At 43.9% G+C, this 22,953-nt stretch carries 33 protein-coding genes and 3 pseudogenes; 16 read left to right on the top strand and 20 right to left on the bottom strand.

The window, feature by feature from the left end:
- Positions 1–18: 18 nt before the first annotated feature.
- From A6E01_RS19970 to A6E01_RS19980, 3 genes are all read right to left on the bottom strand, one after another.
- Positions 19–405: a YjbQ family protein gene (locus A6E01_RS19970; protein WP_065211254.1), complete on the bottom strand. Its 387-nt coding sequence runs from the start codon at positions 403–405 to the stop codon at positions 19–21.
- A 16-nt stretch (positions 406–421) separates the two neighbouring features.
- Entirely contained in the window at positions 422–1,219 is a 798-nt protein-coding gene (locus A6E01_RS19975) for a class II fructose-bisphosphate aldolase (protein ID WP_065211255.1), read from the bottom strand.
- Between the two features lie 197 nt (positions 1,220–1,416).
- Positions 1,417–2,058, bottom strand: coding sequence for a hypothetical protein (locus tag A6E01_RS19980; RefSeq protein ID WP_065211256.1), 642 nt, complete (start codon positions 2,056–2,058; stop codon positions 1,417–1,419).
- Between the two features lie 241 nt (positions 2,059–2,299).
- Here A6E01_RS19980 and A6E01_RS19985 point away from each other — a divergent pair, with 241 nt between their 5' ends.
- Positions 2,300–2,737, top strand: a complete 438-nt coding sequence (locus A6E01_RS19985; RefSeq protein ID WP_065211257.1) for a hypothetical protein — start codon at positions 2,300–2,302, stop codon at positions 2,735–2,737.
- Between the two features lie 120 nt (positions 2,738–2,857).
- On the opposite strand, the gene A6E01_RS19990 is transcribed toward A6E01_RS19985, so the two are convergent.
- Positions 2,858–3,106 carry a hypothetical protein gene (locus tag A6E01_RS19990; RefSeq protein ID WP_065211258.1) on the bottom strand — a complete coding sequence of 83 codons (249 nt, stop codon included), beginning with the start codon at positions 3,104–3,106 and terminating at the stop codon, positions 2,858–2,860.
- Positions 3,103–3,363, bottom strand: a complete 261-nt coding sequence (locus tag A6E01_RS19995) for a hypothetical protein (protein WP_065211259.1) — start codon at positions 3,361–3,363, stop codon at positions 3,103–3,105. Before A6E01_RS19995 ends, A6E01_RS19990 begins: the two co-directional genes overlap by 4 nt.
- A gap of 418 nt (positions 3,364–3,781) precedes the next feature.
- Here A6E01_RS19995 and A6E01_RS20000 point away from each other — a divergent pair, with 418 nt between their 5' ends.
- The 4 genes from A6E01_RS20000 (at position 3,782) to A6E01_RS20015 (ending at position 5,582) form a co-directional block, all read left to right on the top strand.
- On the top strand, positions 3,782–4,249 hold the full coding sequence (locus A6E01_RS20000) for an Aca2/YdiL-like domain-containing protein (protein ID WP_065211260.1): 468 nt from the start codon (positions 3,782–3,784) through the stop codon (positions 4,247–4,249).
- Positions 4,250–4,348: 99 nt separating this feature from the next.
- Positions 4,349–4,717 (top strand): hypothetical protein, encoded by a 369-nt coding sequence (locus A6E01_RS20005; RefSeq protein WP_065211261.1) that lies wholly within the window; start codon positions 4,349–4,351, stop codon positions 4,715–4,717.
- Between the two features lie 117 nt (positions 4,718–4,834).
- Positions 4,835–5,194 carry a hypothetical protein gene (locus tag A6E01_RS20010; RefSeq protein ID WP_156744655.1) on the top strand — a complete coding sequence of 120 codons (360 nt, stop codon included), beginning with the start codon at positions 4,835–4,837 and terminating at the stop codon, positions 5,192–5,194.
- 73 nt (positions 5,195–5,267) lie between these two features.
- Positions 5,268–5,582, top strand: coding sequence for a hypothetical protein (locus tag A6E01_RS20015; RefSeq protein ID WP_065211263.1), 315 nt, complete (start codon positions 5,268–5,270; stop codon positions 5,580–5,582).
- Positions 5,583–5,621: 39 nt separating this feature from the next.
- Here A6E01_RS20015 and A6E01_RS20020 read toward each other — a convergent pair whose 3' ends face one another.
- A complete protein-coding gene (locus A6E01_RS20020; protein WP_156744656.1) occupies positions 5,622–6,830 on the bottom strand; it encodes a hypothetical protein in 1,209 nt (402 codons plus the stop codon).
- Between the two features lie 207 nt (positions 6,831–7,037).
- Here A6E01_RS20020 and A6E01_RS21360 point away from each other — a divergent pair, with 207 nt between their 5' ends.
- Positions 7,038–7,208 carry a hypothetical protein gene (locus A6E01_RS21360; RefSeq protein ID WP_156744657.1) on the top strand — a complete coding sequence of 57 codons (171 nt, stop codon included), beginning with the start codon at positions 7,038–7,040 and terminating at the stop codon, positions 7,206–7,208.
- A gap of 256 nt (positions 7,209–7,464) precedes the next feature.
- Here the strand turns inward: A6E01_RS21360 and A6E01_RS21180 are convergent, their stop codons facing one another.
- Both A6E01_RS21180 and A6E01_RS21185 read right to left on the bottom strand, forming a co-directional pair.
- Complete coding sequence (locus tag A6E01_RS21180) at positions 7,465–7,662, bottom strand: hypothetical protein (protein ID WP_082961429.1); 198 nt, start codon at positions 7,660–7,662, stop codon at positions 7,465–7,467.
- A 90-nt stretch (positions 7,663–7,752) separates the two neighbouring features.
- A pseudogene (locus A6E01_RS21185) lies at positions 7,753–7,866 on the bottom strand (transposase); the annotation flags it as partial.
- Between the two features lie 82 nt (positions 7,867–7,948).
- On the opposite strand from A6E01_RS21185, the gene tnpA reads away from it, so the two are divergent.
- The 6 genes and pseudogenes from tnpA to A6E01_RS21485 form a co-directional block, all read left to right on the top strand.
- A complete protein-coding gene (tnpA, locus tag A6E01_RS21190; RefSeq protein WP_082961430.1) occupies positions 7,949–8,239 on the top strand; it encodes an IS66 family insertion sequence element accessory protein TnpA in 291 nt (96 codons plus the stop codon).
- Positions 8,196–8,549: an IS66 family insertion sequence element accessory protein TnpB gene (gene tnpB / locus A6E01_RS20030; protein WP_017037716.1), complete on the top strand. Its 354-nt coding sequence runs from the start codon at positions 8,196–8,198 to the stop codon at positions 8,547–8,549. The genes tnpA and tnpB overlap by 44 nt, the downstream gene beginning before the upstream one ends.
- Before the next feature lie 59 nt (positions 8,550–8,608).
- Positions 8,609–10,138: an IS66 family transposase gene (tnpC, locus tag A6E01_RS20035; RefSeq protein WP_065211266.1), complete on the top strand. Its 1,530-nt coding sequence runs from the start codon at positions 8,609–8,611 to the stop codon at positions 10,136–10,138.
- A 275-nt stretch (positions 10,139–10,413) separates the two neighbouring features.
- Positions 10,414–10,731 (top strand): helix-turn-helix domain-containing protein, encoded by a 318-nt coding sequence (locus tag A6E01_RS20040; protein WP_017027416.1) that lies wholly within the window; start codon positions 10,414–10,416, stop codon positions 10,729–10,731.
- A gap of 12 nt (positions 10,732–10,743) precedes the next feature.
- Entirely contained in the window at positions 10,744–11,985 is a 1,242-nt protein-coding gene (locus A6E01_RS20045; protein ID WP_017027415.1) for a type II toxin-antitoxin system HipA family toxin, read from the top strand.
- Between the two features lie 111 nt (positions 11,986–12,096).
- Positions 12,097–12,168 (top strand): annotated as a pseudogene (locus A6E01_RS21485) (type II toxin-antitoxin system prevent-host-death family antitoxin); the annotation flags it as partial.
- On the opposite strand, the pseudogene A6E01_RS21715 reads toward A6E01_RS21485, so the two are convergent.
- A pseudogene (locus A6E01_RS21715) lies at positions 12,168–12,329 on the bottom strand (IS200/IS605 family transposase); the annotation flags it as partial. The pseudogenes A6E01_RS21485 and A6E01_RS21715 overlap by 1 nt on opposite strands.
- Positions 12,330–12,366: 37 nt before the next feature.
- On the opposite strand from A6E01_RS21715, the gene A6E01_RS20050 reads away from it, so the two are divergent.
- Positions 12,367–13,605, top strand: coding sequence for an RNA-guided endonuclease InsQ/TnpB family protein (locus A6E01_RS20050; protein ID WP_065211267.1), 1,239 nt, complete (start codon positions 12,367–12,369; stop codon positions 13,603–13,605).
- Positions 13,606–13,799: 194 nt separating this feature from the next.
- Here the strand turns inward: A6E01_RS20050 and A6E01_RS20055 are convergent, their stop codons facing one another.
- The 8 genes from A6E01_RS20055 to A6E01_RS20090 all read right to left on the bottom strand — a co-directional run bounded on the left by A6E01_RS20055 (position 13,800) and on the right by A6E01_RS20090 (position 19,907).
- Positions 13,800–14,420: a hypothetical protein gene (locus A6E01_RS20055; RefSeq protein ID WP_156744658.1), complete on the bottom strand. Its 621-nt coding sequence runs from the start codon at positions 14,418–14,420 to the stop codon at positions 13,800–13,802.
- Between the two features lie 18 nt (positions 14,421–14,438).
- Entirely contained in the window at positions 14,439–15,815 is a 1,377-nt protein-coding gene (locus A6E01_RS20060; protein ID WP_065211269.1) for a transposase, read from the bottom strand.
- Positions 15,812–16,417, bottom strand: coding sequence for an IS607 family transposase (locus tag A6E01_RS20065; protein ID WP_065211270.1), 606 nt, complete (start codon positions 16,415–16,417; stop codon positions 15,812–15,814). Before A6E01_RS20065 ends, A6E01_RS20060 begins: the two co-directional genes overlap by 4 nt.
- Positions 16,418–17,050, bottom strand: a complete 633-nt coding sequence (locus tag A6E01_RS20070) for a hypothetical protein (RefSeq protein WP_065211271.1) — start codon at positions 17,048–17,050, stop codon at positions 16,418–16,420.
- A gap of 200 nt (positions 17,051–17,250) precedes the next feature.
- Complete coding sequence (locus A6E01_RS20075) at positions 17,251–17,793, bottom strand: hypothetical protein (RefSeq protein WP_065211272.1); 543 nt, start codon at positions 17,791–17,793, stop codon at positions 17,251–17,253.
- A gap of 1 nt (position 17,794) precedes the next feature.
- Complete coding sequence (locus A6E01_RS20080; RefSeq protein ID WP_065211273.1) at positions 17,795–18,400, bottom strand: hypothetical protein; 606 nt, start codon at positions 18,398–18,400, stop codon at positions 17,795–17,797.
- Between the two features lie 155 nt (positions 18,401–18,555).
- Positions 18,556–19,581 carry a hypothetical protein gene (locus tag A6E01_RS20085; RefSeq protein ID WP_065211274.1) on the bottom strand — a complete coding sequence of 342 codons (1,026 nt, stop codon included), beginning with the start codon at positions 19,579–19,581 and terminating at the stop codon, positions 18,556–18,558.
- Positions 19,582–19,658: 77 nt separating this feature from the next.
- Positions 19,659–19,907, bottom strand: coding sequence for a hypothetical protein (locus A6E01_RS20090; RefSeq protein ID WP_065211275.1), 249 nt, complete (start codon positions 19,905–19,907; stop codon positions 19,659–19,661).
- 187 nt (positions 19,908–20,094) lie between these two features.
- On the opposite strand from A6E01_RS20090, the gene A6E01_RS20095 reads away from it, so the two are divergent.
- Positions 20,095–20,373, top strand: coding sequence for a hypothetical protein (locus tag A6E01_RS20095; protein WP_065211276.1), 279 nt, complete (start codon positions 20,095–20,097; stop codon positions 20,371–20,373).
- Here the strand turns inward: A6E01_RS20095 and A6E01_RS20100 are convergent.
- Positions 20,370–20,834, bottom strand: coding sequence for a hypothetical protein (locus A6E01_RS20100; RefSeq protein ID WP_065211277.1), 465 nt, complete (start codon positions 20,832–20,834; stop codon positions 20,370–20,372). The two genes, A6E01_RS20095 and A6E01_RS20100, sit on opposite strands and share 4 nt — an antisense overlap.
- Before the next feature lie 128 nt (positions 20,835–20,962).
- Positions 20,963–21,448: an META domain-containing protein gene (locus tag A6E01_RS20105; RefSeq protein WP_065211278.1), complete on the bottom strand. Its 486-nt coding sequence runs from the start codon at positions 21,446–21,448 to the stop codon at positions 20,963–20,965.
- A gap of 230 nt (positions 21,449–21,678) precedes the next feature.
- Between A6E01_RS20105 and A6E01_RS20110 the strand changes: the two genes are divergently transcribed.
- Both A6E01_RS20110 and A6E01_RS21365 read left to right on the top strand, forming a co-directional pair.
- Positions 21,679–22,533, top strand: a complete 855-nt coding sequence (locus A6E01_RS20110; RefSeq protein ID WP_065211279.1) for a ProQ/FINO family protein — start codon at positions 21,679–21,681, stop codon at positions 22,531–22,533.
- 48 nt (positions 22,534–22,581) lie between these two features.
- On the top strand, positions 22,582–22,731 hold the full coding sequence (locus A6E01_RS21365; protein ID WP_156744659.1) for a hypothetical protein: 150 nt from the start codon (positions 22,582–22,584) through the stop codon (positions 22,729–22,731).
- Here A6E01_RS21365 and A6E01_RS21370 read toward each other — a convergent pair.
- The gene (locus A6E01_RS21370; RefSeq protein ID WP_156744660.1) at positions 22,723–22,893 is read right to left on the bottom strand and encodes a hypothetical protein; all 171 of its coding nucleotides are present in this window, start codon (positions 22,891–22,893) and stop codon (positions 22,723–22,725) included. The two genes, A6E01_RS21365 and A6E01_RS21370, sit on opposite strands and share 9 nt — an antisense overlap.
- Between the last annotated feature and the right edge of the window lie 60 nt (positions 22,894–22,953).

Here is a 22,953-nt window from a genome sequence, read left to right on the forward strand (position 1 = left end):
TTGATGGTTAAGGTGCGGTTAAGCGCCCATAATCATGATGGAGAATGTGCGTTCACTGTCACTATCCAAGTCGAAGTCAATCGCGTGCAGGTAACACGTTGAGTTGATATTCAGTGCGCCATTGCGGACAATAACGGTTTCGCTATAACCGATATGGCAGGCTACTGTGTGCGGGCAGGTTATTGCCTGGTCGTTATCCTTGGTGGGGTTGGTCCCACCTTCGTTTGGTGTTTGAGTCTCATCTATAATGGTTACACTGCAGGTTGCGTGCGCGGTTTGAATAACACAGACGCCTTCCGTGACACTGGATTCAAGTAGCGCTTCCCTGACTTGTTCAGTGATGTCGTTCCAAGAGATCTCACCTGCTAGGGTGGTCACTTTTAGATCCTTGTGAAAAACCTTCATTTATCGCTCCGGGTGATCAGCTTGTTTCGGTTAATAACACTTGGTAATAGTTGCTGAGTGTTCTGCCAATCTGGGTAGCGATAGCTTTCTTCATCTCAAAATAGTTGCTGTAGTCGCCTGTCTTGGCGGCTTGCGTTCCCGCTCGCATGAAATCAGAGAAGATGTGCACTTTTGCGATACCAAGTTCGGCGCATTTCGTTAGGTTTTCATATCCGCTCAGTGCATTAGCGTTCATTGTGAGCGGAATGCTGACTTCGTTGCGTATAGCTTTGAGTTGTTCAAAGTTGATAAGAGCGGGGTCGCTATTAATATCTTGGGCTTGGTTGATGTGGATTCGGAGTGAATCGACACCGGTAATTTGTGTAAACTCTCTCGCTTCCGCAGGGTCTGTGATTGACCTGTGGTGACCGCCAATTTTGCCTTCAACGGTAACGCCATGTAGATGCGCGTAATCCACGACTGCTTTAGTTCTTGATGCGTTGGTTTCAAAATCATCCATTGAAGCGTCGAGCATTACACTGGTAAACCCAAGCTCAATAGCTTCCTTGATAACCTCAAAGTCATGGCATGCATCAAGATGAAGGGCCATTTGTGAGTCGTAGATGTCAGAAAGAAGAAAGGCTGTTATTGCTGCTTCTTTGAGGCCGAAGTGCTCTAGGTGACATGATGGCATGCTGAGAATTAACGGTTTTTGTAGCTGAGCTGCGACTTCTGCGTAGCTTTTCGCTGTTAAGAAGTCGACAAGGTTAGCTGATGGAATGGCGAACCCTTGCTTGCTTGCGTTAGATAGCATGCGTTTCGTTGTTACGAGCATTTTTGGTGATCCTGTGTGATGACTAAAAGGCAAGGCGAACCTAGCCGATCTGCCTATTAGAAATGCTATGTCTTTTGTGGGGTTGGGTTTTCGAGCAGATTCACAGTAACTAGATCTTGGTTCGGTGCTTTTCCGAGGTGCCTCGAAAAAAATAAAGAAAACCTCCGAACACATAAAGCGATCAGAGGTTTAGTTGTTTACATCTCTACAATGCTTGGCGAAAGAAGTAGTGCCGTGTAACCAGTGTGGAAGTTACTCTCTACCATTACGTAGGCGCCAGTATCGGCGCAATCCTCAAGGTCGAGGGATATTCCTGCGTTATAGAAACCTTTGCTTTCTAATTGGCTGTTAATGAGATTGCTAAGGGCATTAAAAAGCGCGAAATGGGGTTTACCTAGGTTATGCCATCGCGTGTCTTCGAATACGCTAATGTCTTCCATGGATTCCAGATCTATTTTGCTTGCTTTGGTACTGCCGACTTTATTTAAAGTCAGTTTCATACCCTCAAGAGCATCAATTAACTTCTTAACAGAACCATCTTTACCTTCAACGTCTTCACCAAGAATGAAGTCCACTTCAGTAATTTCAAACTGAACGAGACGCATCGGCTTGAGTCGTGAGTAATTGCTCAACGTGGAGCAGGTATAGTCTGTATCGAACGTACAGCCACAGATATCACACTCTACGTGGTACTCGTTAATGTGGCCACTTGAGCGATATTGCATCATGTTATGGCCGCATAGCGGGTTTGGACATACATCTCCATTCTCATCAGAGAATCGCTCGATGTCTTTTTCCGTCAGTGTTGGTTCAAAGCGAGATTTTTCAGATATTGCCATGTGTACTCCAGATCTACGGTTAGGTGGTGGCGTAAAGCCTTTTCAGCTCAATCGAGCTAACGCCTTTGTTATGGCAACCCAAGTCGTTATTACGAGGTGTAATGTTTCCGAATTGCAATGTAGGGACACGTTCTGGCTTTGACTCTGTTTTGTTGAGGTTGGTTTTGGACTAATCGTGCTTGAGCGTGTGAATTGTTCACACACATTAAATTGGCTAAGAGCCATTATTAGGAGCGCGATTATGGAAGTATTATGGGTTAAGTCTGAATCTGGTGTGGTTACTTATCGCCTTGGCGGTGCAGGTTCGATTGCAACAGTTTCTGTGCCTGAGAATCCTGCTGAAGCAGAGGTTTGCAAGTTAACTTTTGCGTTCAATACTGAAGAAACATTTCGCTGGGTTGGGACAAAAGGTTTCAACGAAGATGATTTGAAGAAATCAGTAATGAACAGTCGTGTGTTTGTGGCTGAGCAGAAGGGTTGGGACCTTTCTTTTATAGGTCTTCACCTAGCGGACGAATGGTGCAGTGAGTGCGACACTGAGGGCCAAGTGACGACAGACGGTAAAGGAAAGTGCGACTGTTGCGGCAGAACGACTTTGCCTTGCAGTCAGTGCTTGAATGACCATATGTGTGATTGGAGTAACGAGGGTTGCACCCCGTTTCCAAGAGTAGCGGCTTAAGCAGCTGGTACTAACGAAACCCGACAATTGTCGGGTTTTTTGCTATTTGGGAATTAGGTTAGATTTACAAGCTGACAAAAAAAACCACCAATAATAGTTAGTGGTGGTTTTAAGGAACGTCTATCTATGGATATTTCGGTACAGCCAAAATAGGCCGGTAAATACAGTTGCAACAATGCCAAGTGCAAGCACAGCTGTAATCTCGCCTAAGATAATAGCGTACTCAGGGAAGCCTTTCACTTTAAAAAATAATGCACTTGCTGCAGTAATGGCAGCAATCACCGTTAATGCCCAGCAAAGCAAATCTAAGCTTAATGCTATCTTTGCCTTTGATGGAATCAAGCGCCAGTTTCTAAGTTCCCCAATCATACTGCGCTCCTTTTCTCAGAAGCTCGGTTGATTGTGTCTTCCTTAGTTTTCAGCCCGGTAATAGCAAGAGAGGCCAAAACTCTGAAGCTAACACCTGCAGTGATTGAAAACAGTCCAGTCAGCAATCCAACTTTTGCGATTTCCACGGTCCATATTCGCGCACCAATCGTACCGATTATGAACGCTATAAGTGCGATTAAGAACGCACTCACCGCAACCTTCGTAGCGAGTTTATCCAGGTTTTTAGATGTGATCATGTCTTCCCCTTATGGGCTGTAATGCCCTGTTTTTGACTCGCCAATGAGTCATTCAGATGTAGGTATGCAATCAATGTGTTTGCCGGTCTTTATGATTGACCGTAAAAGCATCGGTTGGCTGTTGGGTTGTGAGTGTGCCGAAAGTGGAACAAGGTTGATTTGTGGTTTTTGATTTGTGCGAAGTGTCTCGCAGGTTCGCTGAGGTGCCAGTAATGGAACAGAGAGTGCAAAAAACAGAACACAGTGTCCGAGCGTGGAACAAGGGGAATAAAGGTGTGAGATTGGAATGACGGAAAGTGCACTTTAGCTATCTTGGTTGATTTGGACCTTCTTGTGTTGTTTTGAGTGTGTGATGGGACAGAAAAGGATCGCGTAATAGAAAACAGGAATCGTCATCGGTGCCTAATTTGTTCAAATAGTGGAACAGATTAATGGTGGGTGTTTTGTGTCTTTTGAGCAGTTAAATGGGGTAGAGCTTTCAGTTATGCGTCATGAGCTTCGTTTGTCGATAAAGGAAGTGTCTACGACGCTTGGTGTTAGTGAGCGCCTGTGGCGCTACTGGGAAATGGATGAGCGGCCAATGCGTCCAGAGATTGGCGATACAATGCGAATGATCATGAGTGAGCAAACTGCGCTGTTAGAGTCCATTTACGCAGAGATAGTAAACAATCCAGAGCTAGAACCCGATTCACTTCCCTGGTATCCAGATTACGCTGTATTTTGCAGTCTGTATCCGCAGCGAGCTAATCCTGTTGCTTGGCGTTTTTATCAGTCAATAGTTGCGGATATGTTCGTCACGTTGACCACTGTTACTTTGCATATGGATTCTAGAGTTCAGCCAGTAGGTGCGTTGTTGGGATGGTTGCAGATCACGCAAAAAGGCTAGTTGAGAGCTGTTACGCAAATAACCATGCAAAAACCAAGGGGATTTGGTCTTAGCCCTACAATATTGGCTGTTTTTTAGCTAAGTAATAGGGTGTAAGTAATGGTTGTGTTGGGGTATCTCGCGCTGGGTGTGCTGGTGGCAAGTCTGGCAGCGAGACAAGGTCGCTCGTTTTTCAATTGGTTGCTTTTGAGTGTGTTAATGACGCCAGTAGTAGGTGCTATGGCGCTGTATTTTGAAGGTAAGCCTGTATCAGCAGAAGAAAGCGCGGTTCTTGAAGGTTGTATTGAGGTATTTAATTTGATGTACGACCCTTCGCTTCACAGTACTCCTTTTTTAGTTAGTGTGCATAATCGCGTAAAGGCTGGTGATGCTATTGATTCTGTTGTGTTGCGTTCTGCGATCTCAGAGATCGAGAAAATCGACACGGAAAGAGATTGCTTAGTCAAGGCGCGCTTTGTAAATGACTAATTTAGTGTGTGGACAGCTAAATAAAAACGCAACACAGTGGTCACTGGTACGATGAACGCTCTATGGAATGTAGGTCTAGCAGAAATGCTAGTGAAGTCTATTTCCGTGGAGGAAGTTATGTATATTGCGTTGTATTTGGTAGCGGCATTGGTAGTAGGATTCTGCTCTGTTCGCTTCAACCGTTCGGGCTTCCTGTGGGTGGCTATCTCGATTGTTGTGACCCCCTTGATTGGTTTTATCGCTCTTGTTTGTCTGGGTGTGAGAGAAGATGAAGAGGATGCATTGTTGGCTGTTGGCTATACAGAGGTTTTCCTGAAGCGATACCGTCCTCGAGAGCATGATTCGATTTTTCTTGCGAACGTGCATCGCTTGATTCAAGAAGATCGCGATGTTGAAATTTCAATGCTAAAGCGTGCGCTAGATAGTATCGATACTATTGAAGCGAATAAGATTGCTCAGAAGTCAGCTAATTTTTAAGTAAATACGTTATTGAAGATCCAAGAGCAGTTGTTGCTCTTGGATTTTTTCGTTTTAAGAGGTTCGACAAAATATGGGTTGGAGCGACAAGTACGAGTATAAAGTGATTCATGTGCATGATATGGGATCGAGTTATTCTCTAGTCGAGATTTTTCAAGATGGTGTGAAGGTGCGTCCGATCGCCGGTTCATTGGTGCCCTCGAACAAAAACCCAAGCGAGTATGCTCGCGAGTGTGTCTCGGAGCTTAGAGGGAGAGGTTTCGCTCGGGCATTTGTTGGTGGTATCGAAAAAGGCAATGCTTCCGGTATGCAGGAAATGATAGAGCGATATCTTAACTCGACTTTGACCACACGCCCGCGCTTTGCTGGATTTGAAGAGGTAATCTAGGCCTCAGTGCGTTATGTGTTATGCGTTATGTGTTATGCGTTATGCGTTAAGTTCGGTCTTGCTTGGTATTGTGTATAGGCCTTTCAGTAGAGCATAGAAGTGGAAAATAGTGCTGATCGCTACACACGCTACAACCCAGTAGTCTGCTGTGCCAAACAATATAAAACTAGAATATAGGCCGATAAGGCTAACGATCGTTCCGCCACTTCTCGCTGCAAAGAATGAATCCAAAACAGCATTAAAACCGAAATGTTTTTGACCTAAGGTGTTTAGGAAGGTCACGTATTCAGAGGTGTTAATTATCCGGCCAATCTCGCAAATCATAAATGCGCCAATGGTGATTAAGCACAATATAACGCTTGATGACAACTGTTCTCTAAATACAAAGATGACCGTGGTGGTAATGATTGAGACAACGAGAAAAGACATACTATAACTGAGCATCTTCGCGTGGATACTTTCAGCCTTGGGCTTAGTATAGAACGCAAGAGATGCAGCTCCCGACACAGCGCCAATGATAGACATTAATGTGAATTTGTAGTCGGCCCAGTTCAGGTTTGTGATTACATCGAATAAGACAACTGGAATAACGTATACGCCAATGGCTGCACTGCTGATGTTTAGCCAAAACGCTGATTGCGTGTAATGCCAGAGAGGTCTTGAGTGCTCTTGATTTAGTGTCTCCTTCGGTTTTTGTTCTTTGCTGGTGGTCTTCAGAGAGAATTGCAGTGTCTTTAATGAGTACAGCAATATAGCAATATACAGTGTGCGGATATCAATATCCGCGAGTAAGCCCACTATTGGTTTGCTGAACACTAAGCCAATACCCATGAGCGTAGAACCGATAACCAGGTAATTCTTTCTCTTCGTCTTGAGCGCACGTACAAAGCGTTTAACTGTGACATTGTACTTGAGAGAGTCTTCGTCTTTTATTGTGGAGAGTAGGGCAATCAGGATAGATAGTGTTATGTGTATGTAGGCATCTGAAAATATCATCAGTAGCGACATTGCCACTGCACCGATAGCTACATAGCGTTCAAAGCCGAAATGACGCAAGTGGCTCTTCCCGGCATTAAGTAGAAACAGAGCAACATTGTTAATAACTAGCCCTAGTAATATTTCTTGCTGGGTGGACTGCATGGCGAGTAAAGCCATTACAAAGAAGCCGTTAGCGCTTCGAACTAGTGTCACTCCCCAAAACTGCTTTAGCCAGAATCGATTTTTCAAATACCACGAGACGTTTATCACTTGCTTTACTCTCCTACGTTAGAAGGAGAGATAGAGCGGTTAGTATTTATTGGATTTTATGAGTTACCAAGAAGAAAGCATGACAACTTAAGGTTCGCGATCTGTTTTGGTTTAACTGCTCGCGTTGCGAATCACAGCTTTGACTATATAGCCTGAGTCCAAAATGGTTTTGGATATTAAAACGCCGTAAAGGCGATAAGGATATATATGTTGAAAGCTTTTCTGACGGCGCTGAGCGCATTTTCATGGTTAGCTGTGATTAGTGGCCTTTGGGGTGTTTGGGCTGGAGTAATGGGTTTCGCATGGTTTGTGATCCCGGCTTCAGTTGCTATTGTGGCAGCTATCTCAAATAGCTTCGTGCGTGAACCGGCCCATTAAAAAAGAACCTCTGATGCTATCTAATAGCATCAGAGGTTCTTCTTTTTAGTGTTATATTCTTCATACTAATAAGGCTGTTTGATGCGAAATTACCGGATTCGCATAGCTGAGCCTTGGTGCTCTAGTATGATAATACGACCTAAATTGGTGAGGTTAACTCCAAGATGGCAACCTCTGGCCTTTTCATGAGGCTTAGCAACCATTTATTTCGCTGGTATTCAGTTGCGAAAGTATGTGTCATCACCTCGCCTGAGCACTAAATTTTAACGCCATGTGTTGCTAGCTTATTGAGTTCTTCGTCCTTTTCTGCGTGACTGAATCCTAAAATCCAAGAGATATGCATAGTGAAATCGCCTGAGGGATTATCGGTTCGCTCTAGGCCTTGTCGCTGGGCTTTAACGCCTGCTCTGTAGCTATCGTTGCAGATTCTGAGATGTTGTTGGTTGCTGCACATATCAAAGTCCCTCATTCTGGTGAGTATTTTTATAGCGCTTTGGGCGAGAAAACCCAGCTGATCAGCTCTGCTGTCGCTGGGATGAATCGCCTAGCCCTGATCTTGATTGTATTTCCTAATAGTCTCAGCACTGGCGTTCCCAACCGAGCAAGCGAAATAACCATCAGACCAGAATGTTTTCTCCTTCCAGAATTGCCGCTTTAACTGTAAGCGTGTCATGAACACCGCATTCTAATCTTTCAGCACGAAGAATAAGATCATCTCTCCAACCCAAAGGAGAGTTGAAATGGCAAAACGACGCACCAACCTAGAATGGCAATCACTGTTTGAGCAATATGAAAGCAGCAGTGTTACCCAACGCGCTTTTTGTGAAGAGCATGGACTGAGTTTATCCACGTTCTTTGCCAAACGGCGTCAACTCCAAACAGCAAGCCAATCGGAATCTGTCGGATTTGTTAAAGCCGAAATCGTTGAAAAGACAACCAAGTATCAGGCCCAGATAGCTATCTTGCTGAACTCATTGGAGCGTTGTCATGAAAGGTATGCTCAGCGCTCCAGACATTTACCTTTATCGTGAAAGCGTCGATTTTAGAAAGTCCATCAACGGCCTTGCAGCGATTATCGAAAATGATACTGACTTGCCTCTTGGCAGCGGTGCGCTGTTCCTGTTTACCAATAAACAGCGCGATAAGATTAAAGTGTTGTACTGGGATAAAACAGGCTTCGCCCTCTGGTATAAACGCCTTGAAAAAGCCAAGTATAAGTGGCCTTCAAAAGAGAAAAACCAGGTGTTTACCCTCACTCAATTTGAGCTTGATAGACTGCTTTCAGGCTTCACAATTATCGGCCACGAACCCATCAAAATAAACGATTTTACAATGAGTTAATCGAGAATAAAGCCTTATTCTCCAAGCGTTAACGGCACGATTTTAGTATAATCAATGCTATGAAAAAGACGCCAAATATCAACCCAGAAAGCCAAGATGTTGCCGAGCTACAAGCGATGGTAGTTGCTCTGATGTCGGAGAGAAATGAGTGGAAACAAGAGCGCCAATCGCTGCTTGAACAACTCAAACTCGCCTTCGACCGTCAGTTCGCGAAACGCTCGGAGGCATTAAAGCCTTACGATGAATCACAAGGTGACCTCTTCAACGAAGCGGAATGTGAAGCCGTTAAAGAAGACGAGGTTGAGGTGACAACCACGACCACAACGAAAAAGCGCGGTAAACGTAAACCTCTGCCTAAGACCTTGCCTCGTGAGGTTATCGAACTTGATGTAGACGACCATGAAAAGCAGTGCGCTTGCTGCAATCATAGCCTGCATAAAATCGGTGAAGACCGCAGCGAGAAGCTAGAGTTCACGCCAGCGGTACTCAAAGTGTTGGAATATGTTCGTCCTAAGTACGCTTGCCGCCAGTGCGAGAAAACAGGTGACAGCAGCCGTATCGTTCAGAAGCCATCCCCTCAGAGTCTCATCCCTAAAAGCTTCGCCACAGAAAGCTTGCTGACCAACATCATTCTTGGCAAATACCAATACGCGATGCCACTTTATCGCCAAGAATCGCTGTTTACCCAGTCGGGTATCGAGCTATCACGCACCACCATGGCAAGGTGGGTTATCCAAGTCAGTGAGAAGTTCGCCCCGCTGTATGCAGCCTTGAAGGAGAACCTGCTTCAACAAGTGGTGGTTCAGGCGGATGAAACGCCGCTCAATGTGCTCAAAGAAGAGAAGAAGTGTTATATGTGGCTCTACTGCTCAGGCGCTGACTCACCCGAAGCGGCACTGCCGAATGTGAAAAATATTGCCTTGTACGACTATCAAAACAGTCGCGCGAGGGCGTGTCCCGTGGACTTTTTAGGTGACTACAACGGTTATCTACAAACTGATGGCTACGCGGCTTATGATGGTCTGCATCACGTCACCAATGTAGGGTGCTTAGCGCATGCTCGTCGCAAGTTCATGGATGCGAAGAAGCTTCAAGGGAAAGGTAAATCAGGCAAGGCTGATAAGGCGCTGGCTAAAATCCAAAAACTCTACGGGATAGAATCACGCTTAAAAGGTGCGCCTGCCCAAGAGCGAAAAGCAGAGCGTCAAGCGCTTGCCAAGCCGATACTGGATGAGCTTTACCAATGGATGACGACCCAGAAGGTGATTGGCTCTAGCCCACTAGGCAAAGCGATAAAATATACGCTTGGGCAGTGGTCAAAGCTTATTCGTTATATCGACGATGGTCACTTATCTATTGATAATAATCGCGCTGAACGCGCAATTAAACCACTGGTCATTGGCAGGAAGAACTGGCTGTTCTCTAACACACCAAACGGTGCTGATGCGAGCGCGATGCTTTACAGCATCATCGAGACCGCGAAAGCCAACGGTCTTATCCTCTACGACTACATGGTCAAGTGCATGAAAGAGCTGGCGAAAGCTGAGCCTGATATCGACGCACTCCTGCCTTGGAACTTCAAACACTGACAAGTCGCCCCGTGGGTTCATGGGGCGGATACGAAGAAGGTGTTGTTTGCGAGAAGCGGTAACATCCGTAGTGAATCTCTGAACGAGAGTCTAAATTGAGTAATATAGTGTGGCTAATGTGAAAATATGATTTCATAAATCATGCTTTAATGAATTTATAGCTTCACTTTTTGGTTCTTTACGCTTTCATTTATAGCTAAAGTTTGATTTGCCTTTTTTATCTATGTGAAACTATAATTTCATTTATTCTCAGTAAATGAATCTATATTTTCACTATGATAACTAAGAGCCATCAAAGTAAACGAGGGGCAGTTGTCTTTCCAAAGCACCAGAAGGTCTTGAACGATTTAGCAGAGAACATCATTCTAGCGATGAAGCGCCGCCAAATAACCCAAGATATGATGCACAGAAGAACGGGTATATCGAAGCCAACGTTACGCAAGATAGCCAAAGGAGATCCTTCTGTTTCGATTGGTCATTACGTAAATGTTCTTGCAGTGCTAGGGTTGCTGGCTGATCTCGGTAAGGTCGCACTAGACGATGAGCTTGGGCGAAAGCTTCAAGACATTGAGTTATTGAAGAAAGCTAGATAGGGGCTCTCTATAATGGAAATCTATGTCTATGCAGATTGGCTAGAGATGCAAAAGCCTATGCTTGTCGGTTTGTTGCGCTCTTCTGTGATTCGAGGGAAGGAGCACTTTAGCTTCAAGTACAGTGAAGAATGGTTAGCTTCCGAATATGTACTCCAAATAGATCCCGGGCTTGAGTTATACATCGGAGAGCAACACGCTGAGGCCGATCGAAACTTTAAAGTCTTTCTGGATTCCTGCCCTGATCGTTGGGGGCGATTGCTTATGCAGCGACGAGAGGCCGTGATGGCAAGGAACGAGGGACGACGAGCGAATAAACTGTATGAAACCCATTACTTGTTAGGTGTGCATGACTCGTTTCGTATGGGGGCGCTGCGTTTCTGTACGTCTCATGATGGCCCTTTTCTTGATGACAATGACCAACTAACCGCACCTGCAATCACCTCTTTGCCTGAGCTTCAACAAGCTGCAAATGGGGTTGAAGATACGCCTGATTTTGATAACCCAGATTACCTCAAGTGGCTAAACATGCTGATTTCTCCAGGCTCTTCTCTAGGGGGTGCCCGCCCCAAAGCCTCAGTCAGAGATGTTGATAACAGTCTGTGGCTTGCGAAGTTCCCTAGCCGTTATGACGACTACGATATTGGATTATGGGAGTACGTACTTTACAAACTGGCGCTTGAAGCGGGTATTTTCATGGCAGAATCGAAAGTACAAGCGGTAGGGGGGCGTCATCATATCTTTCTGACCAAGCGATTCGATCGACTTAATGATGGTAGACGCCTTCACTTTTCGTCGGCTATGACGCAGTTGGGCTATTTTGATGGACAAGATGACGGTGCAAGTTACCTAGAACTCGCTGAATTTCTGATAGAAAAGGGGGTAAATACTAAAGAGGACTTGGAACAGCTTTGGACGCGAATGCTGTTCAATATTATGGTGTCAAATAGCGATGATCATCTTAGGAACCACGGTTTTATCTTTGATAGAGCGGGGTGGCGTTTGTCACCAGCGTATGACATCAACCCAACCATCAATGCGACCGGTTTGCACCTTAATATAGATGAGGTAGACAATGCGCTTAGCGTAGAACTGGCACTGGAGGTAGCTGAGTACTTTCAGTTAGTGCCTCAACGAGCTGATGAAGTATATCAAAGAGTGCGTGATGCGGTTGCTAATTGGGAACAAGTCGCACATCAAGCGGGTATCCCAAAAGGGGAACGAGACCTGTTGCGGGATTGTTTCTTGGTGCCTTAAGCCGTGTTTATTCCACAAAGTTGAAATTCTCACTTTTCTCATACGAACAAACGCTTATGGTTTCAAGAGTCTTTTATTAAGTGAGCGAACATCCGCTTTTGGATTTCTTCAATCGTATCTTTTACTGAAGCTAGAAATGGCCTTAAAGCCGTTTTAGACGGTGTAGTTAATGACGCAGACACCTTTAACTTAGGATGAAGCTGCCACACAACTCTAGTTGTGTGTTGCTTAATTCTTCTAACTTACTGACTTACCGAGTATCGTGGTGAGATAATCATTAAGATATGTAAAATGAGGTGGATAGCTATCAGAAACTTACAGTCCGAATTTCGTTGATACTCCATACTTGACAACCCCAAGTACTGTATTAATATACAGTATATGCAAAAGACGCTTAGATACAATTTCAGGTTAAAACCTAGCCCACAGCAAGAGTTAAAACTTGTCGAGTTTGGCTCATATGCCCGTGGTTTATGGAACTTCCTGTTGTCTGAGAACCAGCGTCAATACGAAGCCGATAAGACATTTTCTTTTTACAATGAAATGGCTTCAAAAATTAAGGAAATTAAGAAACTACCTGAGTTTTCATGGGTTAAAGCATTTGATTCAGGCGCGGCACAACAGGTCGCCAGAGACCTAGATACAGCGTTAAAAAATGGAACATCAAAGAAGTCCCGCCAACACTTTCCAAAGTTTAAGGTGAGCTATCGAGTTAAGAAGCAACACAATGACAGCTACCGCTCAGTAAATAATAACAACTGCATTAGAGTTGAGAACGGCACTATTACTTTGCCAAAAGTTGGTGCTGTTCCTATAGTCTTACACCGTAAGTTAGTCAGTTCGATTAAAACAGCGACAGTCCAATACCGACACGGGAAGTGGGAGGTAAGCCTCACTCAAGAAGTGATGTGTGACGAAGCGAAGAAGGTACTAAAGAGCATTGCGGGGTACGACATCAACTCAAAGCAAACCGTTGTCGGATCTAATAGGTTAACGGTTGATAACCCGAAATACTTAAAACAAGCAAAGCAGAAACTAACTAGATTACAGCGACAGCTTTCTAGAAAAAAGAAAGGATCTGCTCGCTGGAAGAAAACAAAATCCCGCCTGAATAATCTTCACGGTTCAATCGCTAGAAAACGAATGGACTTCGCACATAAAACCGCTCATCGGATAGCCAACGAAAGCGATATTGTAGTGTTTGAAGACCTAAATGTGGCGGGTATGCAAAAATTCAACGGCAGGATGATTGCTGACAACATCATGGGGCTTATATCTGACTTAGCGAAATACAAAATTGAGCTGAGAGGTGGTATACATCATGAGATTGGTCGGTTTGAACGCACAACGGGTGTGTGCTCACACTGCGGTCAACATCATAGATTGACGTTGAAAGACAGACATTTCACCTGCATTAGTTGCGGCACTTTTAGTGATCGAGACTATTCCTCTGCAATAGCAGTACAGCGGATAGGTGAGTTGAATTTAATGGCGGGTGGAATAGTCGCCAGGGTGAGTCAATCACCCAGCACTCAGCAGAAATCAGGTATTAAAACGAAAGTCTTTGCATTAGTTGCGAAGTTGTCTGTGGGATCTGAGGAAAAAGAAAAGGCAGCTTAACTGTCTTTGAAGCTCAGTGATCAGCTATGCTGTCGCTGAGTAGTTCACGTGTAATTGAGGTGAGGTAGGTAATTGAGTGAGCGAGGGAGGGAGAGTTTGCTTGAAAAAGGATTCCGACTATTGAATAGCAAGGTTGAAACATTAAAAAAACCTCCCGGACCAATAAATAAGTATTGGATGGGAGGTTTTGGGTTTTAGCAACGCAAGGCTTTAGCGTTAATGCGAGACTCATTAACTTTCAAAATTCGAAGAACAGAGTTGAGTTCTTTTAGCTCTGGATTACTCTTCTGGTCTGAATGGAGTAACGCGCGTGCTATTGCGAGCGCTTCCTTTACTTGTCGTTCCGCTTTATTCATTAGCTCAAGCTTTAAGGTTTCGTTTAATGCTGAGCTCAATAGTAGTAGCTTCACAAGAGCTTGTTGAGCTGTTGCAGCCTGACTCTGGTTCCCCTCGGTGACCCAGGTGACTATTGGATTGCTACGAAAATAATCAAACGTCGATAGGCATCGACGTGGATCAGAAGAAAACCCTTCTTGCTTTGCAAGGTTTGGCGTTACCGTTAAATCGTCATGGATAGTGAATAACATTTCTCCGGGACGAATCGGGATGTGCTCAGGGTTCACTTCCACCATCACAACAGGTGAGTTTCTTTCAAGACGATCGCATGAGCGTAGTGCACATGCGTGATTTGCCGCGAACGTGTGCATGACTCGATTAAATGAGTCTGCAGTTGGTCGTGCATCGTTGATTAGAAAGACTCGTTTGTTGATTGAAATGAAGTAATTTCTCGACATGATGTATATAACTGTTCGCATAAACATAGACAAATGTGATCATGCGACTAATTCGCACTCTGTTAATGTCTCGTTTCCGAGCGTGTAACTAGAGCCTAAGTCGGTCAGTCCCGACTTTTCATAGCGGTCTGTCCGCGCTAGCAAGATTTCACGCACCTTTTTATAAGGCGTGAAAAGACTTATCTCGGGGTCTTCGTTCCTTGCTAACACGTTTCTCGCAGCATTGTGGTCAGCCTGCACAACATCCCCGTTCTCACGATGAAATCTATCACCCTTCCGCGTGCCGACAAGCAACCCGTGGCAGAATGAGTCCATTTGCGATGTGTATGCAGCATTAACCACTTGCAACGTAGAACATCTACGTTGAGATACGGTGGAAAGTGCGTCAGCCAAAATACCTTTAGTCCAAGTATTTAAGCGTCTGTTTGTGTTTTTACCGTAGTTACGCGATGACTGGATTGGTGAGGTTAGATCTTCACACACAATCAAACCTGCTTTATCAACGAGCCTGTGAGCACCAGTGTAGATAACGGTTTTTAACTTCGATTTCTGGCGGTCTTGGCGCTTATCCAACTTCTTACGACCAAGATTGTTCTTGAGGATGTTCTGACGCTTATGTGGCTTTTTGTTAGCCACTGAGCGTAGCTTATTCCTGTTTTTGTACTTTTGATTTAGGTAATCTGACTCACTAGAAATCAACTTACCTAAACCCTCACCAAATGAGTCACCATCCGAATCAACAAAAGCTTCTGTGAAGCCTTTATCAACACCGACAGTTTCAGTACCACAATTTTCTACAACCTCAATCTCGTACTGTGAGTGAACCTCTACATCACCGTCCTTTAAGATGATGCGAAGTGTGCCTTTTGGGGCAAACTCCATTGTGGTATTTAAGGGGATTTGGATGGTTTTTCGTGGTACTAAGCTTGGAACTTTAAGCCAGCATTGTCCGTTCAGCTCAAAGGTCTTGCACATATCAGCACGAACGATGATTTGGTTGTGAGTGTGGTTTACGCCATGCTTGAAGTGCTTGCGCATCTGACGGCGCAAGAAGTTATCTTCCATCCATTTATCACACTTCAGTAACGTGTAGAGTCGCTTTAACTCTTGTTTACAAGATGTGCGCTCGCGGATGGCTTTTTTAACTTTTTCCTTGGCAGCTTCACGGTATGCTTTAATGTCACTCACAGCATCACGAAGTGTTTCTTTCCAAGGGTTGGCAGGCACTTTGAAATCAACACCTAGCTTTAACCATAAGTCCCGAATCTCACGATCACGTAAACCTACTCCGTTGATAGAGCCATACTCTCGCCACACCTTACTGCGAACAACGCCAAGTAGAGCAGCTTGCTTTTCAAGTTGCTCATACTTAGAGTCGTTCAATGTTTTACAGTGGTGGATTCGGGTTAGTTTCACTTATCTTCCTTTGTTTCAACTAGCTTTTTAACCTTGTCTTTATATTTTCTAAGTCCATAAAGGCGTGAAGAAAAGCAATGAATAATTGCTAGTAGATCTTGAGTTACTTCTTCTGCTGGCGATAAGGATTCTTGGTTCATAATCACCACTTCACATCCATGCCTTTCAGCAAAAGCCTCAAACCACTCAAAGCCAAAGCGCACTAGACGATCTTTATGAGCAATCACCAACAAAGAAACCTTGCCCATTTCGATATCAAGAAACAGTTTATTGAACTTCTTGCGTTTATAATTAAGTCCACTACCTGTTTCTGATAACCACTCATCAACAGCGTATCCATTCGCTGAACAGAACTTCTCTAACGCATCAATCTGGTTTTTAAGATCAGGTTTTTGAGCGGCACTTGAAACCCTGCTATATACAACTATTGAAGATTTATCCTTTTGTGCTTTTACACCTATGTACTCAAGGTATTGCTCGTGAGTGTAGTATCTTCTGTTCTTTGGGTTTCTCTTGGCAATAAGTACCCCAGTAGCGTCCCACCTCTGAAGGGTCTTTACAGACTTACCTATGATTTTTCCGAACTGTGCAGGTGAGTACATTTAAACAACCACTAAAGACTTGAAATCATCAAGAGTCATATCTGCAAAAATCGAATCATCGTCGAAGATATACTCACCGTCATCTGCAACACCACGAATTTCACACATGTAACTACTAACATCGATGCCGAAACTCCCAAAGCGACAAACAATGTCCTGACACACATCATCTAATTCAGGGTCTTCTAGGTGATCAACGATTCCGCAAAAGATTAATTCATTGATATCTTCACAATCTTCTTTGTACCTATCAGGTACAGATAACCCATGCAACTCAATGAGTTGATTTAGTTTTTCAGAACAAGCGTCACCAAACACCTCGTATAGCTTCTGCTCGTATGATTCACAAGCCATTCCACTACCAGAAGTAAAGGTGCAAACACTGTTACCTGTATTTGAATTAATAAAATCTTTGTAAGTTTTGCACTTCTCTGATGCAAGTTGTCCAGTTCTAACAGGATGAGTAGAACAGTCATAGCCAACATCAACTACTTCAGTATCAACAAATTCACATTTAGACCATGTCTTGTAAACCCAAAAACAGAACTTTCTGTAAAACCCATCCTTGTTATCAGGGGATGTGAAACTTTCCATTTCGGATTCAAGTTTTCGAAGGCTTGTTGCTAAGTCCATACATTGAACTCCAAACTTAAATTAGATGCCTATTATAAGTATACTTGACCACTTTTGTCTATGTTTTTACTTGTAGCATATTACTCCTTTTGTAGATTTCTCTATCGTTAAAGTAGAAGCGAATTGCTTCGACGAAAGGAGTAGTTAAAAGCGAATTGCTAACGCATTTTGTTGTGTTGGTAAATTGTCGAAACTCTCAATTACCAGTCTCTCGGGTCTCTTGATTCGCCAAATTCTTTGCCCACGTGAAACCATAGATCGGAGTCGTGGTGACGGCCCCCTCTTGTGAGTCTGATTTCTGGTGTCTTGCCCATGTACAACGTTAATTCTTTAAAGCTGGTTCCCTTTGCGTGTCTAAACTCGACTTTTGATATCTTGTCGAAAGGCACTACGATGTAGTCCTTACCAAAGCAAGAGATTCCAATGATTTCGGTGCTGTTGAAGAGAACGATATTAGTGCGCTGAGCAATAGTGATTAGCGGCGCTATAATCACGCCAATCGCAAGAAAACCATAGGCAAATCCACCAATAAGTTCTAGGTGGTTGGAATACATTTCAACCCCAATCAGTGCAAGTACCCAAAGCACTAAATAGTCGATTAATGCTATGTGGAGCTTCTCTTTGACTCTAGTATGTTGGTGCCAGAGTTTGCGTATTCTGAATTGAATATGAGTGCAGTACAGCACCACCATTGCAGTGATTAGCAGGGCGATGCTATTAACGGTACCAAACGATACAGCCACTCTACGCAGCTTCTAGTTGTTCTATGCTGTGCATCGTCAGGTCGAGCATTGACTTGATATCTGTGAGGTTTGCAGAGCCTGTGTCGGCCTCTAGTCTAGATTCAAGTAATGAGCTGCACTGGTAGAGAGAATCCAATCCTCGATCCAATTCTTTGCTTTCCAGTTGTTGGATGGCGTTACGGTGCAGTTCGTGCACTTTTCTAATGAGATCTTCAAATCTAAAGAGTGAAGCGGTGCCGCCTGTGCTTAAGGTGTAGAAATCATTATTCGCAATTTGGTTTGTCTGTAGGCAGAGGAAGTCAATTGCTCGACCTTCAAAAATAACCGTATCCGCCTTTGTGAGCGTTAGCTTTAGGTCGTTAGTGAAGGTAGCAACAACATCAGCACAATCCGTAGATAGCGCTGGCTCAAATGATCGAGCTGTATAGTCGGTCATCTTTTCAATGCTAGTTAGTGTGGAATCAATGCTCTCGATGATGCTCTCAGCAATAATTTGGACCAAGAAAATGTCCCAGTGCTTGCCTTCCTGGCTAATGAAGTATTTTTGCTCGTCTTTCTTATTGTCAGGAAAGTGAATAAGCAGTGTTTGGTCAACGCAGGCAGTCATTATCAATTCTCGCAATCAAGTTCTATATACAGGTATAACGGCATTGCGAGAGGGGTTTGACTCAACTTGCGTTACGATTTGGGATGGACATCGAAAATCAAAATAGGGATGAAAAAACACCTCCGCTATCAAAAAATGATGGGGAGGTGTTAGGTTTAGTAAACAATACGTGAACTAGAGTAGTAATCCATGTTCCAGTTGTTTTTGTATTTCACTCCACGGTCGATTCTTTCTTTAAAGAGGCCGTAGCTCATGGGGTATGGTTCATAGGGGGTCATTAGCGTTTCTTCGGGCATCACATATGAAATGTGATGGCGAAGTCTGCCGTTGACCAGTGTTGACGCTGAACCGTAAGCTTGAACTACTGCTACTACCTGGTCGGTAGTCTTGTAATGAATAATCATGTCAGGTGCAAAGTACAGACGAACTGTTGTCTTATCCTTAATCATCTGTTCCGCTACTGTAGCGTTCACATAGATTCGGTCGGAATGATCATTTTTGCTCGATGGGTTCATCTTGTGAATGTCATTCAACGTGTAAAAATGATGCCTATCTTGATAGCTCGCTTTGTAGAGGTTTCCTACGTTTGAGCGCTTGTCATCAGACAATTGCTTGCGGGCTTTGAAGAAGGTGGATTTTCCGTATTCACTGTCAATAACCTCGGGTTTATCACTTAGCGAAGCAAGAGCAAACATATCAATAAAGGTCGCACTGTATGTGTTGTTTCTTGGGTGCTCCCTATAAGGTATGTAGGTCTCGCTAATAATTTCAGCTTTTAAGTTTCTAGGTGAAAGCAAGCTCAGTTCGAAATCACTTTCAATCGCCCCAGTATCGTTAAGATATAAGGTGTTGAATGAGATGACGAATGCCTTAATGTTCGAGTTATACATCTCTCGGGTCAGCACGACATCTTTATAGAAAAAATGAGGTTGCTGGTAAGTAGTAGTCACATGTTTGAGGCCGCCTTCTCGGATATGTCTTCTGAATTCAGTTTGGTTGATAGACCAAAACGTGTCGGGATCTATATCGTCGATTTGAGCCTGCAACTCATTGTAAGCAAGAACATTTTCTTTAGTGAATGGCTGAGCGTTATCCATAAAATAGCGATCAGCTTCGTGATAATTGACGCATCCACTAAGCATTGTTAAGCAAAAAATTGCGGTTATTAGAGTTTTAAGCATGTTGAAATTCCTATTGGGTAAGTTGCCTTGGATGAAAGTATGTGCGCTCAAAACCTGATGGTTTGAGCGCAATAGTGTTAGAGGTTGGTGCTATCTCTGCCTGGTCTCAGGTAGAGATAAGTCAGGATTGGTGGAGCAATGCTAATTACCATTGCTATCTTCAGAACCAGTTCACTAGCCCAAGAGGTGAACTCTGGATTAATGGTCTCTGGCATTAAGAAAACACCTCCTAGTGCGCCTGCACATAGGAAAGCCGAAATCTTGATGCAGAAATTAAATACTGCATGCACGGCACCCGCTAACGGAATAGTCTTTCTTGTATACATATATATTCGTCCTTATGTGCGTTGAAGCACGTCTATAACATCGCTGAATGCGAGGTTTTCAGAACTATGTATGGGTGTTTGCTGGCGGTTAGGTGGGGGTTGATATTCGTTTGTGCGCGGAGATATTTCTGGGCGTTAATGTCGGTTCGTAGTGGTACTCAATCAATAAATAATGAGTGCGGTAAATATGAAACAGACATTTGCAACTAAGAGCATTAGTGTCCAGACTTTTTCACCTACAGGTGAGTTGTATAGCATCGAGTTGGTGGTTGTTGATGCTGACTTGCCAGATTTGGCTAGAGTCAAACTATTGATGGCGTGTGAGCAGGGTCTTGGCCGCCCAGGCGTTATGATTCGAATCACTTTTGATAGCTCAGTAAGTAGTGATTTTAGGGGGTTCCATGCCGCAGAAATATGGGTTAATTCTACTTTTGACTACTACAGAGCTAAGCGCAATGAACGTTAGAACTGAATACTCAGCGCTGTCATGATGACGTTGACGCACCACGTCGTTTTTAGCGTTATGTTTTCGGTGGGATGAAGGTTAAGAGCCAGTCCGGCCAGTGGTAATACTGGTCCAATAGTGAAGTTTTTAGCCGTTCCGTTTTTGAACGGCTCTTCTGCTTTATAGCCAAGTGCGCCACCGAGTGCGAATCCAAAGTCCATCCATTTGTTTTCATGGATCTTAGGGTTCCAGAATGCATATAGGGCAGGATTGTTGTAGCTGTTCTTATGTGTGTAGATTACAGCTACATCTTTATATCCGATGCCGATACTTGGGTTCCACTCGTTTTCCTCTACATCGGTAAGTAGGTGGAATGATCTCGCGCCAAGGATAAGCTCAAAGTCTTCGATGTTGGTATCTGCAAAGGCTGTTGTTGAGATTGATGTCAGGGTTAAGATAAATAGCAAAGATAGTTTATTCATGCGTTGATTACCGTTGGCTGATGAGTGTCAACGGTGTAAATCAACGAAGGGAATTTTTGTGCTGGTGTTGTGTTCTTAAATTGAGAAAGAAAATGTTTTCACATCAAAGAGCTCTTTTTTTCTTCGGCCTAGAACAGTTCGTCTTCTAATGGAGTAGGGCTTCCATGTTCTATATCTATGGTTTGAGCCTCGATTTCGCTCCACTCGAAGTTATCAGGGGTTGGTTTGGTGTTGCCTTTTGAGCTCACGGCATAATCTCGCGAAAACTCCAACATGTTACCTTTCCCGCGGATAAAGAGGCTTCCTCGAGTAATAGTCATGTGACTCCATTGGCTCAAGGTCTCTGTCAGTCTTTTCTCAGTTCTCATGGCGCCAGGTTCACATAGCAGTTTACTGCCACCTAAATGGGTGAATCGCATGGACTTCCCATTAACTTCTGCGTGCCCTGAGATCGTGTTGCACCCTGTATTTCCTGATACCTCAAGAGCGTGGTCAATATTGATTTCTGGAATGGTAGATTGGCCACTTATGATCTGATAATTGACGCTGACAAGAGTCCACTGACCTGCGAGTGATTGTGTGGCGACGTTATCGTTCTGAGCTGACGTGCTCATTGAAAATGCTAGGGTGCACAAGTAAAGATTGTATCGAGCTAGGCGGTTGATAGAGAGCATGATTTTGACTGGTTTGTTTAAGATTGGCGCCAGTTTGATTTTCTAGAGGTGAGAAGTCGAAGTGGGTCCAATTTAATGCGAGACGTCTCGAAAAATCGGCTCTCATGCGGTCGAGCAAGGCTAGTTTTCAGTAATGATACTGCCTCTTTGTATTGTTTAATGAGCTGTCTATGTACAACGCACCTATCAGTCAGTATTTCCATCACAACTGCTATCAGCGCAAGAATGCCGCAAGCTCTGTTAGAAGGTTGATAAAGCATAATCTTCGCACGCTGGCTCTATCGGATGCTTCGTTTTCAAAGTTAATTCAACTGCTGGTGGCTGAGGGTCATTCTCCAAACCATGCTGCTTTTTGTGTTGCTCGTTATAAGAAAACCCCTCCATATCAGTTGCGCTACTTGGAAGCGCAGTCGCTAATCAATATTGAAGATGAAGTTGAGTTATCGATTTCGGCAGAGCAGAAAGTGCCTTTTGTTACGCGAGTTGTTATCCCTTCCATTCTGCGAGTTATTGAGGCAGAAGAGCAGGTTCCCGATCGGTATTCAATGTTAATCGCTGCATTGCAGGCAGAGTACCGTGAGGTAGAAGGTTTTCTACCTAAGGTAATTAGCGAATACAAGGTTTACGACCATGCGGCGGTGAAGGAAATCGTCTATCGCGTCTATCCTGCACTACGACTCAAGTTACCTTTGGAGGTCGGTATTGGGGATCGAATTCAAGCCGGTCTTCAAGATAATGGTTTGATGGAATATCAGGTTAACGCTTACTTGGGCATACACTGCGGCAGTCTTCGCTATTTGGCTAATTCGATGCGCTCACCATTAAGGTTCAACGAATCGGGTTTTGCTACAACGTTGATGTCTGAGGGTGACCGCTTGTGGGCGGCGCGTCGATACCTTAAGCGATTGTCTAAGTATAAAAAATCAAAATGTCGCGACACTAAATGCTCTGGCGGTGCAGAGAAAAGTCGATGTCGTAAGTTGGCTACTAAGATGCTTCGGGAAGACTCTGCTGTAGAGATTTAATTGCTGAAGTGCTGTGTATTCTGTTGTGAGAAAAGGATTGTAGTATCAATGAGTCGTAAAATTCTAGGTTTAGCACTGGTGTATGTACGTTCAGATTCTAGTGCCCTTAATGAGCTAGGTATTTCCCGATATCTAGTTGCTCAGAAAACAGAAAACCACCCGGAGCCTAAAGGCGAGGGTGGTTTTTTGTTAACTTAAATTCAATTCATGTCTAAGCATACAGTCGAACTCTAGCTCATCTTCAAAACGTTGTTCATCGGCAATCTTTGCAGAGTTAAACGCTTTCTGTTCAATTACCTCGCTGCGTTCAGCGTCTGAGAAACGAACTAGGAAGAAGTCTTTAATATTGTTCATGTTCATGAGTAGTCCTTATTTCCCTGTCGGGAGAGTTATAAAGTCCAGAATTGGACAATCAGTAGG

The sequence above is a fragment of the Vibrio breoganii genome (assembly GCF_001677275.1).
Classification (GTDB): Bacteria; Pseudomonadota; Gammaproteobacteria; order Enterobacterales; family Vibrionaceae; genus Vibrio; species Vibrio breoganii.

What these genes read in the sequence shown, in the direction of transcription:
- A6E01_RS19995 (WP_065211259.1), bottom strand. Translation starts at nt 3,363, where the DNA reads ATGATCACATCTAAAAACCTGGATAAACTCGCTACGAAGGTTGCGGTG.
- tnpC (WP_065211266.1), top strand. Translation starts at nt 8,609, where the DNA reads ATGAAAAAGACGCCAAATATCAACCCAGAAAGCCAAGATGTTGCCGAG.
- A6E01_RS19990 (WP_065211258.1), bottom strand. Translation starts at nt 3,106, where the DNA reads ATGATTGGGGAACTTAGAAACTGGCGCTTGATTCCATCAAAGGCAAAG.
- A6E01_RS21180 (WP_082961429.1), bottom strand. Translation starts at nt 7,662, where the DNA reads ATGTGCAGCAACCAACAACATCTCAGAATCTGCAACGATAGCTACAGA.
- A6E01_RS20110 (WP_065211279.1), top strand. Translation starts at nt 21,679, where the DNA reads ATGTACAACGCACCTATCAGTCAGTATTTCCATCACAACTGCTATCAG.
- A6E01_RS21360 (WP_156744657.1), top strand. Translation starts at nt 7,038, where the DNA reads ATGTTGAAAGCTTTTCTGACGGCGCTGAGCGCATTTTCATGGTTAGCT.
- A6E01_RS20070 (WP_065211271.1), bottom strand. Translation starts at nt 17,050, where the DNA reads ATGGACTTAGCAACAAGCCTTCGAAAACTTGAATCCGAAATGGAAAGT.
- A6E01_RS20010 (WP_156744655.1), top strand. Translation starts at nt 4,835, where the DNA reads ATGTATATTGCGTTGTATTTGGTAGCGGCATTGGTAGTAGGATTCTGC.
- A6E01_RS20065 (WP_065211270.1), bottom strand. Translation starts at nt 16,417, where the DNA reads ATGTACTCACCTGCACAGTTCGGAAAAATCATAGGTAAGTCTGTAAAG.
- A6E01_RS20085 (WP_065211274.1), bottom strand. Translation starts at nt 19,581, where the DNA reads ATGCTTAAAACTCTAATAACCGCAATTTTTTGCTTAACAATGCTTAGT.
- A6E01_RS20095 (WP_065211276.1), top strand. Translation starts at nt 20,095, where the DNA reads ATGAAACAGACATTTGCAACTAAGAGCATTAGTGTCCAGACTTTTTCA.
- A6E01_RS20015 (WP_065211263.1), top strand. Translation starts at nt 5,268, where the DNA reads ATGGGTTGGAGCGACAAGTACGAGTATAAAGTGATTCATGTGCATGAT.
- A6E01_RS20005 (WP_065211261.1), top strand. Translation starts at nt 4,349, where the DNA reads ATGGTTGTGTTGGGGTATCTCGCGCTGGGTGTGCTGGTGGCAAGTCTG.
- A6E01_RS21365 (WP_156744659.1), top strand. Translation starts at nt 22,582, where the DNA reads ATGAGTCGTAAAATTCTAGGTTTAGCACTGGTGTATGTACGTTCAGAT.
- A6E01_RS19975 (WP_065211255.1), bottom strand. Translation starts at nt 1,219, where the DNA reads ATGCTCGTAACAACGAAACGCATGCTATCTAACGCAAGCAAGCAAGGG.
- A6E01_RS19985 (WP_065211257.1), top strand. Translation starts at nt 2,300, where the DNA reads ATGGAAGTATTATGGGTTAAGTCTGAATCTGGTGTGGTTACTTATCGC.
- A6E01_RS19980 (WP_065211256.1), bottom strand. Translation starts at nt 2,058, where the DNA reads ATGGCAATATCTGAAAAATCTCGCTTTGAACCAACACTGACGGAAAAA.
- A6E01_RS20090 (WP_065211275.1), bottom strand. Translation starts at nt 19,907, where the DNA reads ATGTATACAAGAAAGACTATTCCGTTAGCGGGTGCCGTGCATGCAGTA.
- A6E01_RS20040 (WP_017027416.1), top strand. Translation starts at nt 10,414, where the DNA reads ATGATAACTAAGAGCCATCAAAGTAAACGAGGGGCAGTTGTCTTTCCA.
- A6E01_RS20050 (WP_065211267.1), top strand. Translation starts at nt 12,367, where the DNA reads ATGCAAAAGACGCTTAGATACAATTTCAGGTTAAAACCTAGCCCACAG.
- A6E01_RS20045 (WP_017027415.1), top strand. Translation starts at nt 10,744, where the DNA reads ATGGAAATCTATGTCTATGCAGATTGGCTAGAGATGCAAAAGCCTATG.
- A6E01_RS20055 (WP_156744658.1), bottom strand. Translation starts at nt 14,420, where the DNA reads ATGCGAACAGTTATATACATCATGTCGAGAAATTACTTCATTTCAATC.
- A6E01_RS20105 (WP_065211278.1), bottom strand. Translation starts at nt 21,448, where the DNA reads ATGAGCACGTCAGCTCAGAACGATAACGTCGCCACACAATCACTCGCA.
- A6E01_RS20100 (WP_065211277.1), bottom strand. Translation starts at nt 20,834, where the DNA reads ATGAATAAACTATCTTTGCTATTTATCTTAACCCTGACATCAATCTCA.
- tnpA (WP_082961430.1), top strand. Translation starts at nt 7,949, where the DNA reads ATGGCAAAACGACGCACCAACCTAGAATGGCAATCACTGTTTGAGCAA.
- tnpB (WP_017037716.1), top strand. Translation starts at nt 8,196, where the DNA reads ATGAAAGGTATGCTCAGCGCTCCAGACATTTACCTTTATCGTGAAAGC.
- A6E01_RS21370 (WP_156744660.1), bottom strand. Translation starts at nt 22,893, where the DNA reads ATGAACATGAACAATATTAAAGACTTCTTCCTAGTTCGTTTCTCAGAC.
- A6E01_RS19970 (WP_065211254.1), bottom strand. Translation starts at nt 405, where the DNA reads ATGAAGGTTTTTCACAAGGATCTAAAAGTGACCACCCTAGCAGGTGAG.
- A6E01_RS20080 (WP_065211273.1), bottom strand. Translation starts at nt 18,400, where the DNA reads ATGACTGCCTGCGTTGACCAAACACTGCTTATTCACTTTCCTGACAAT.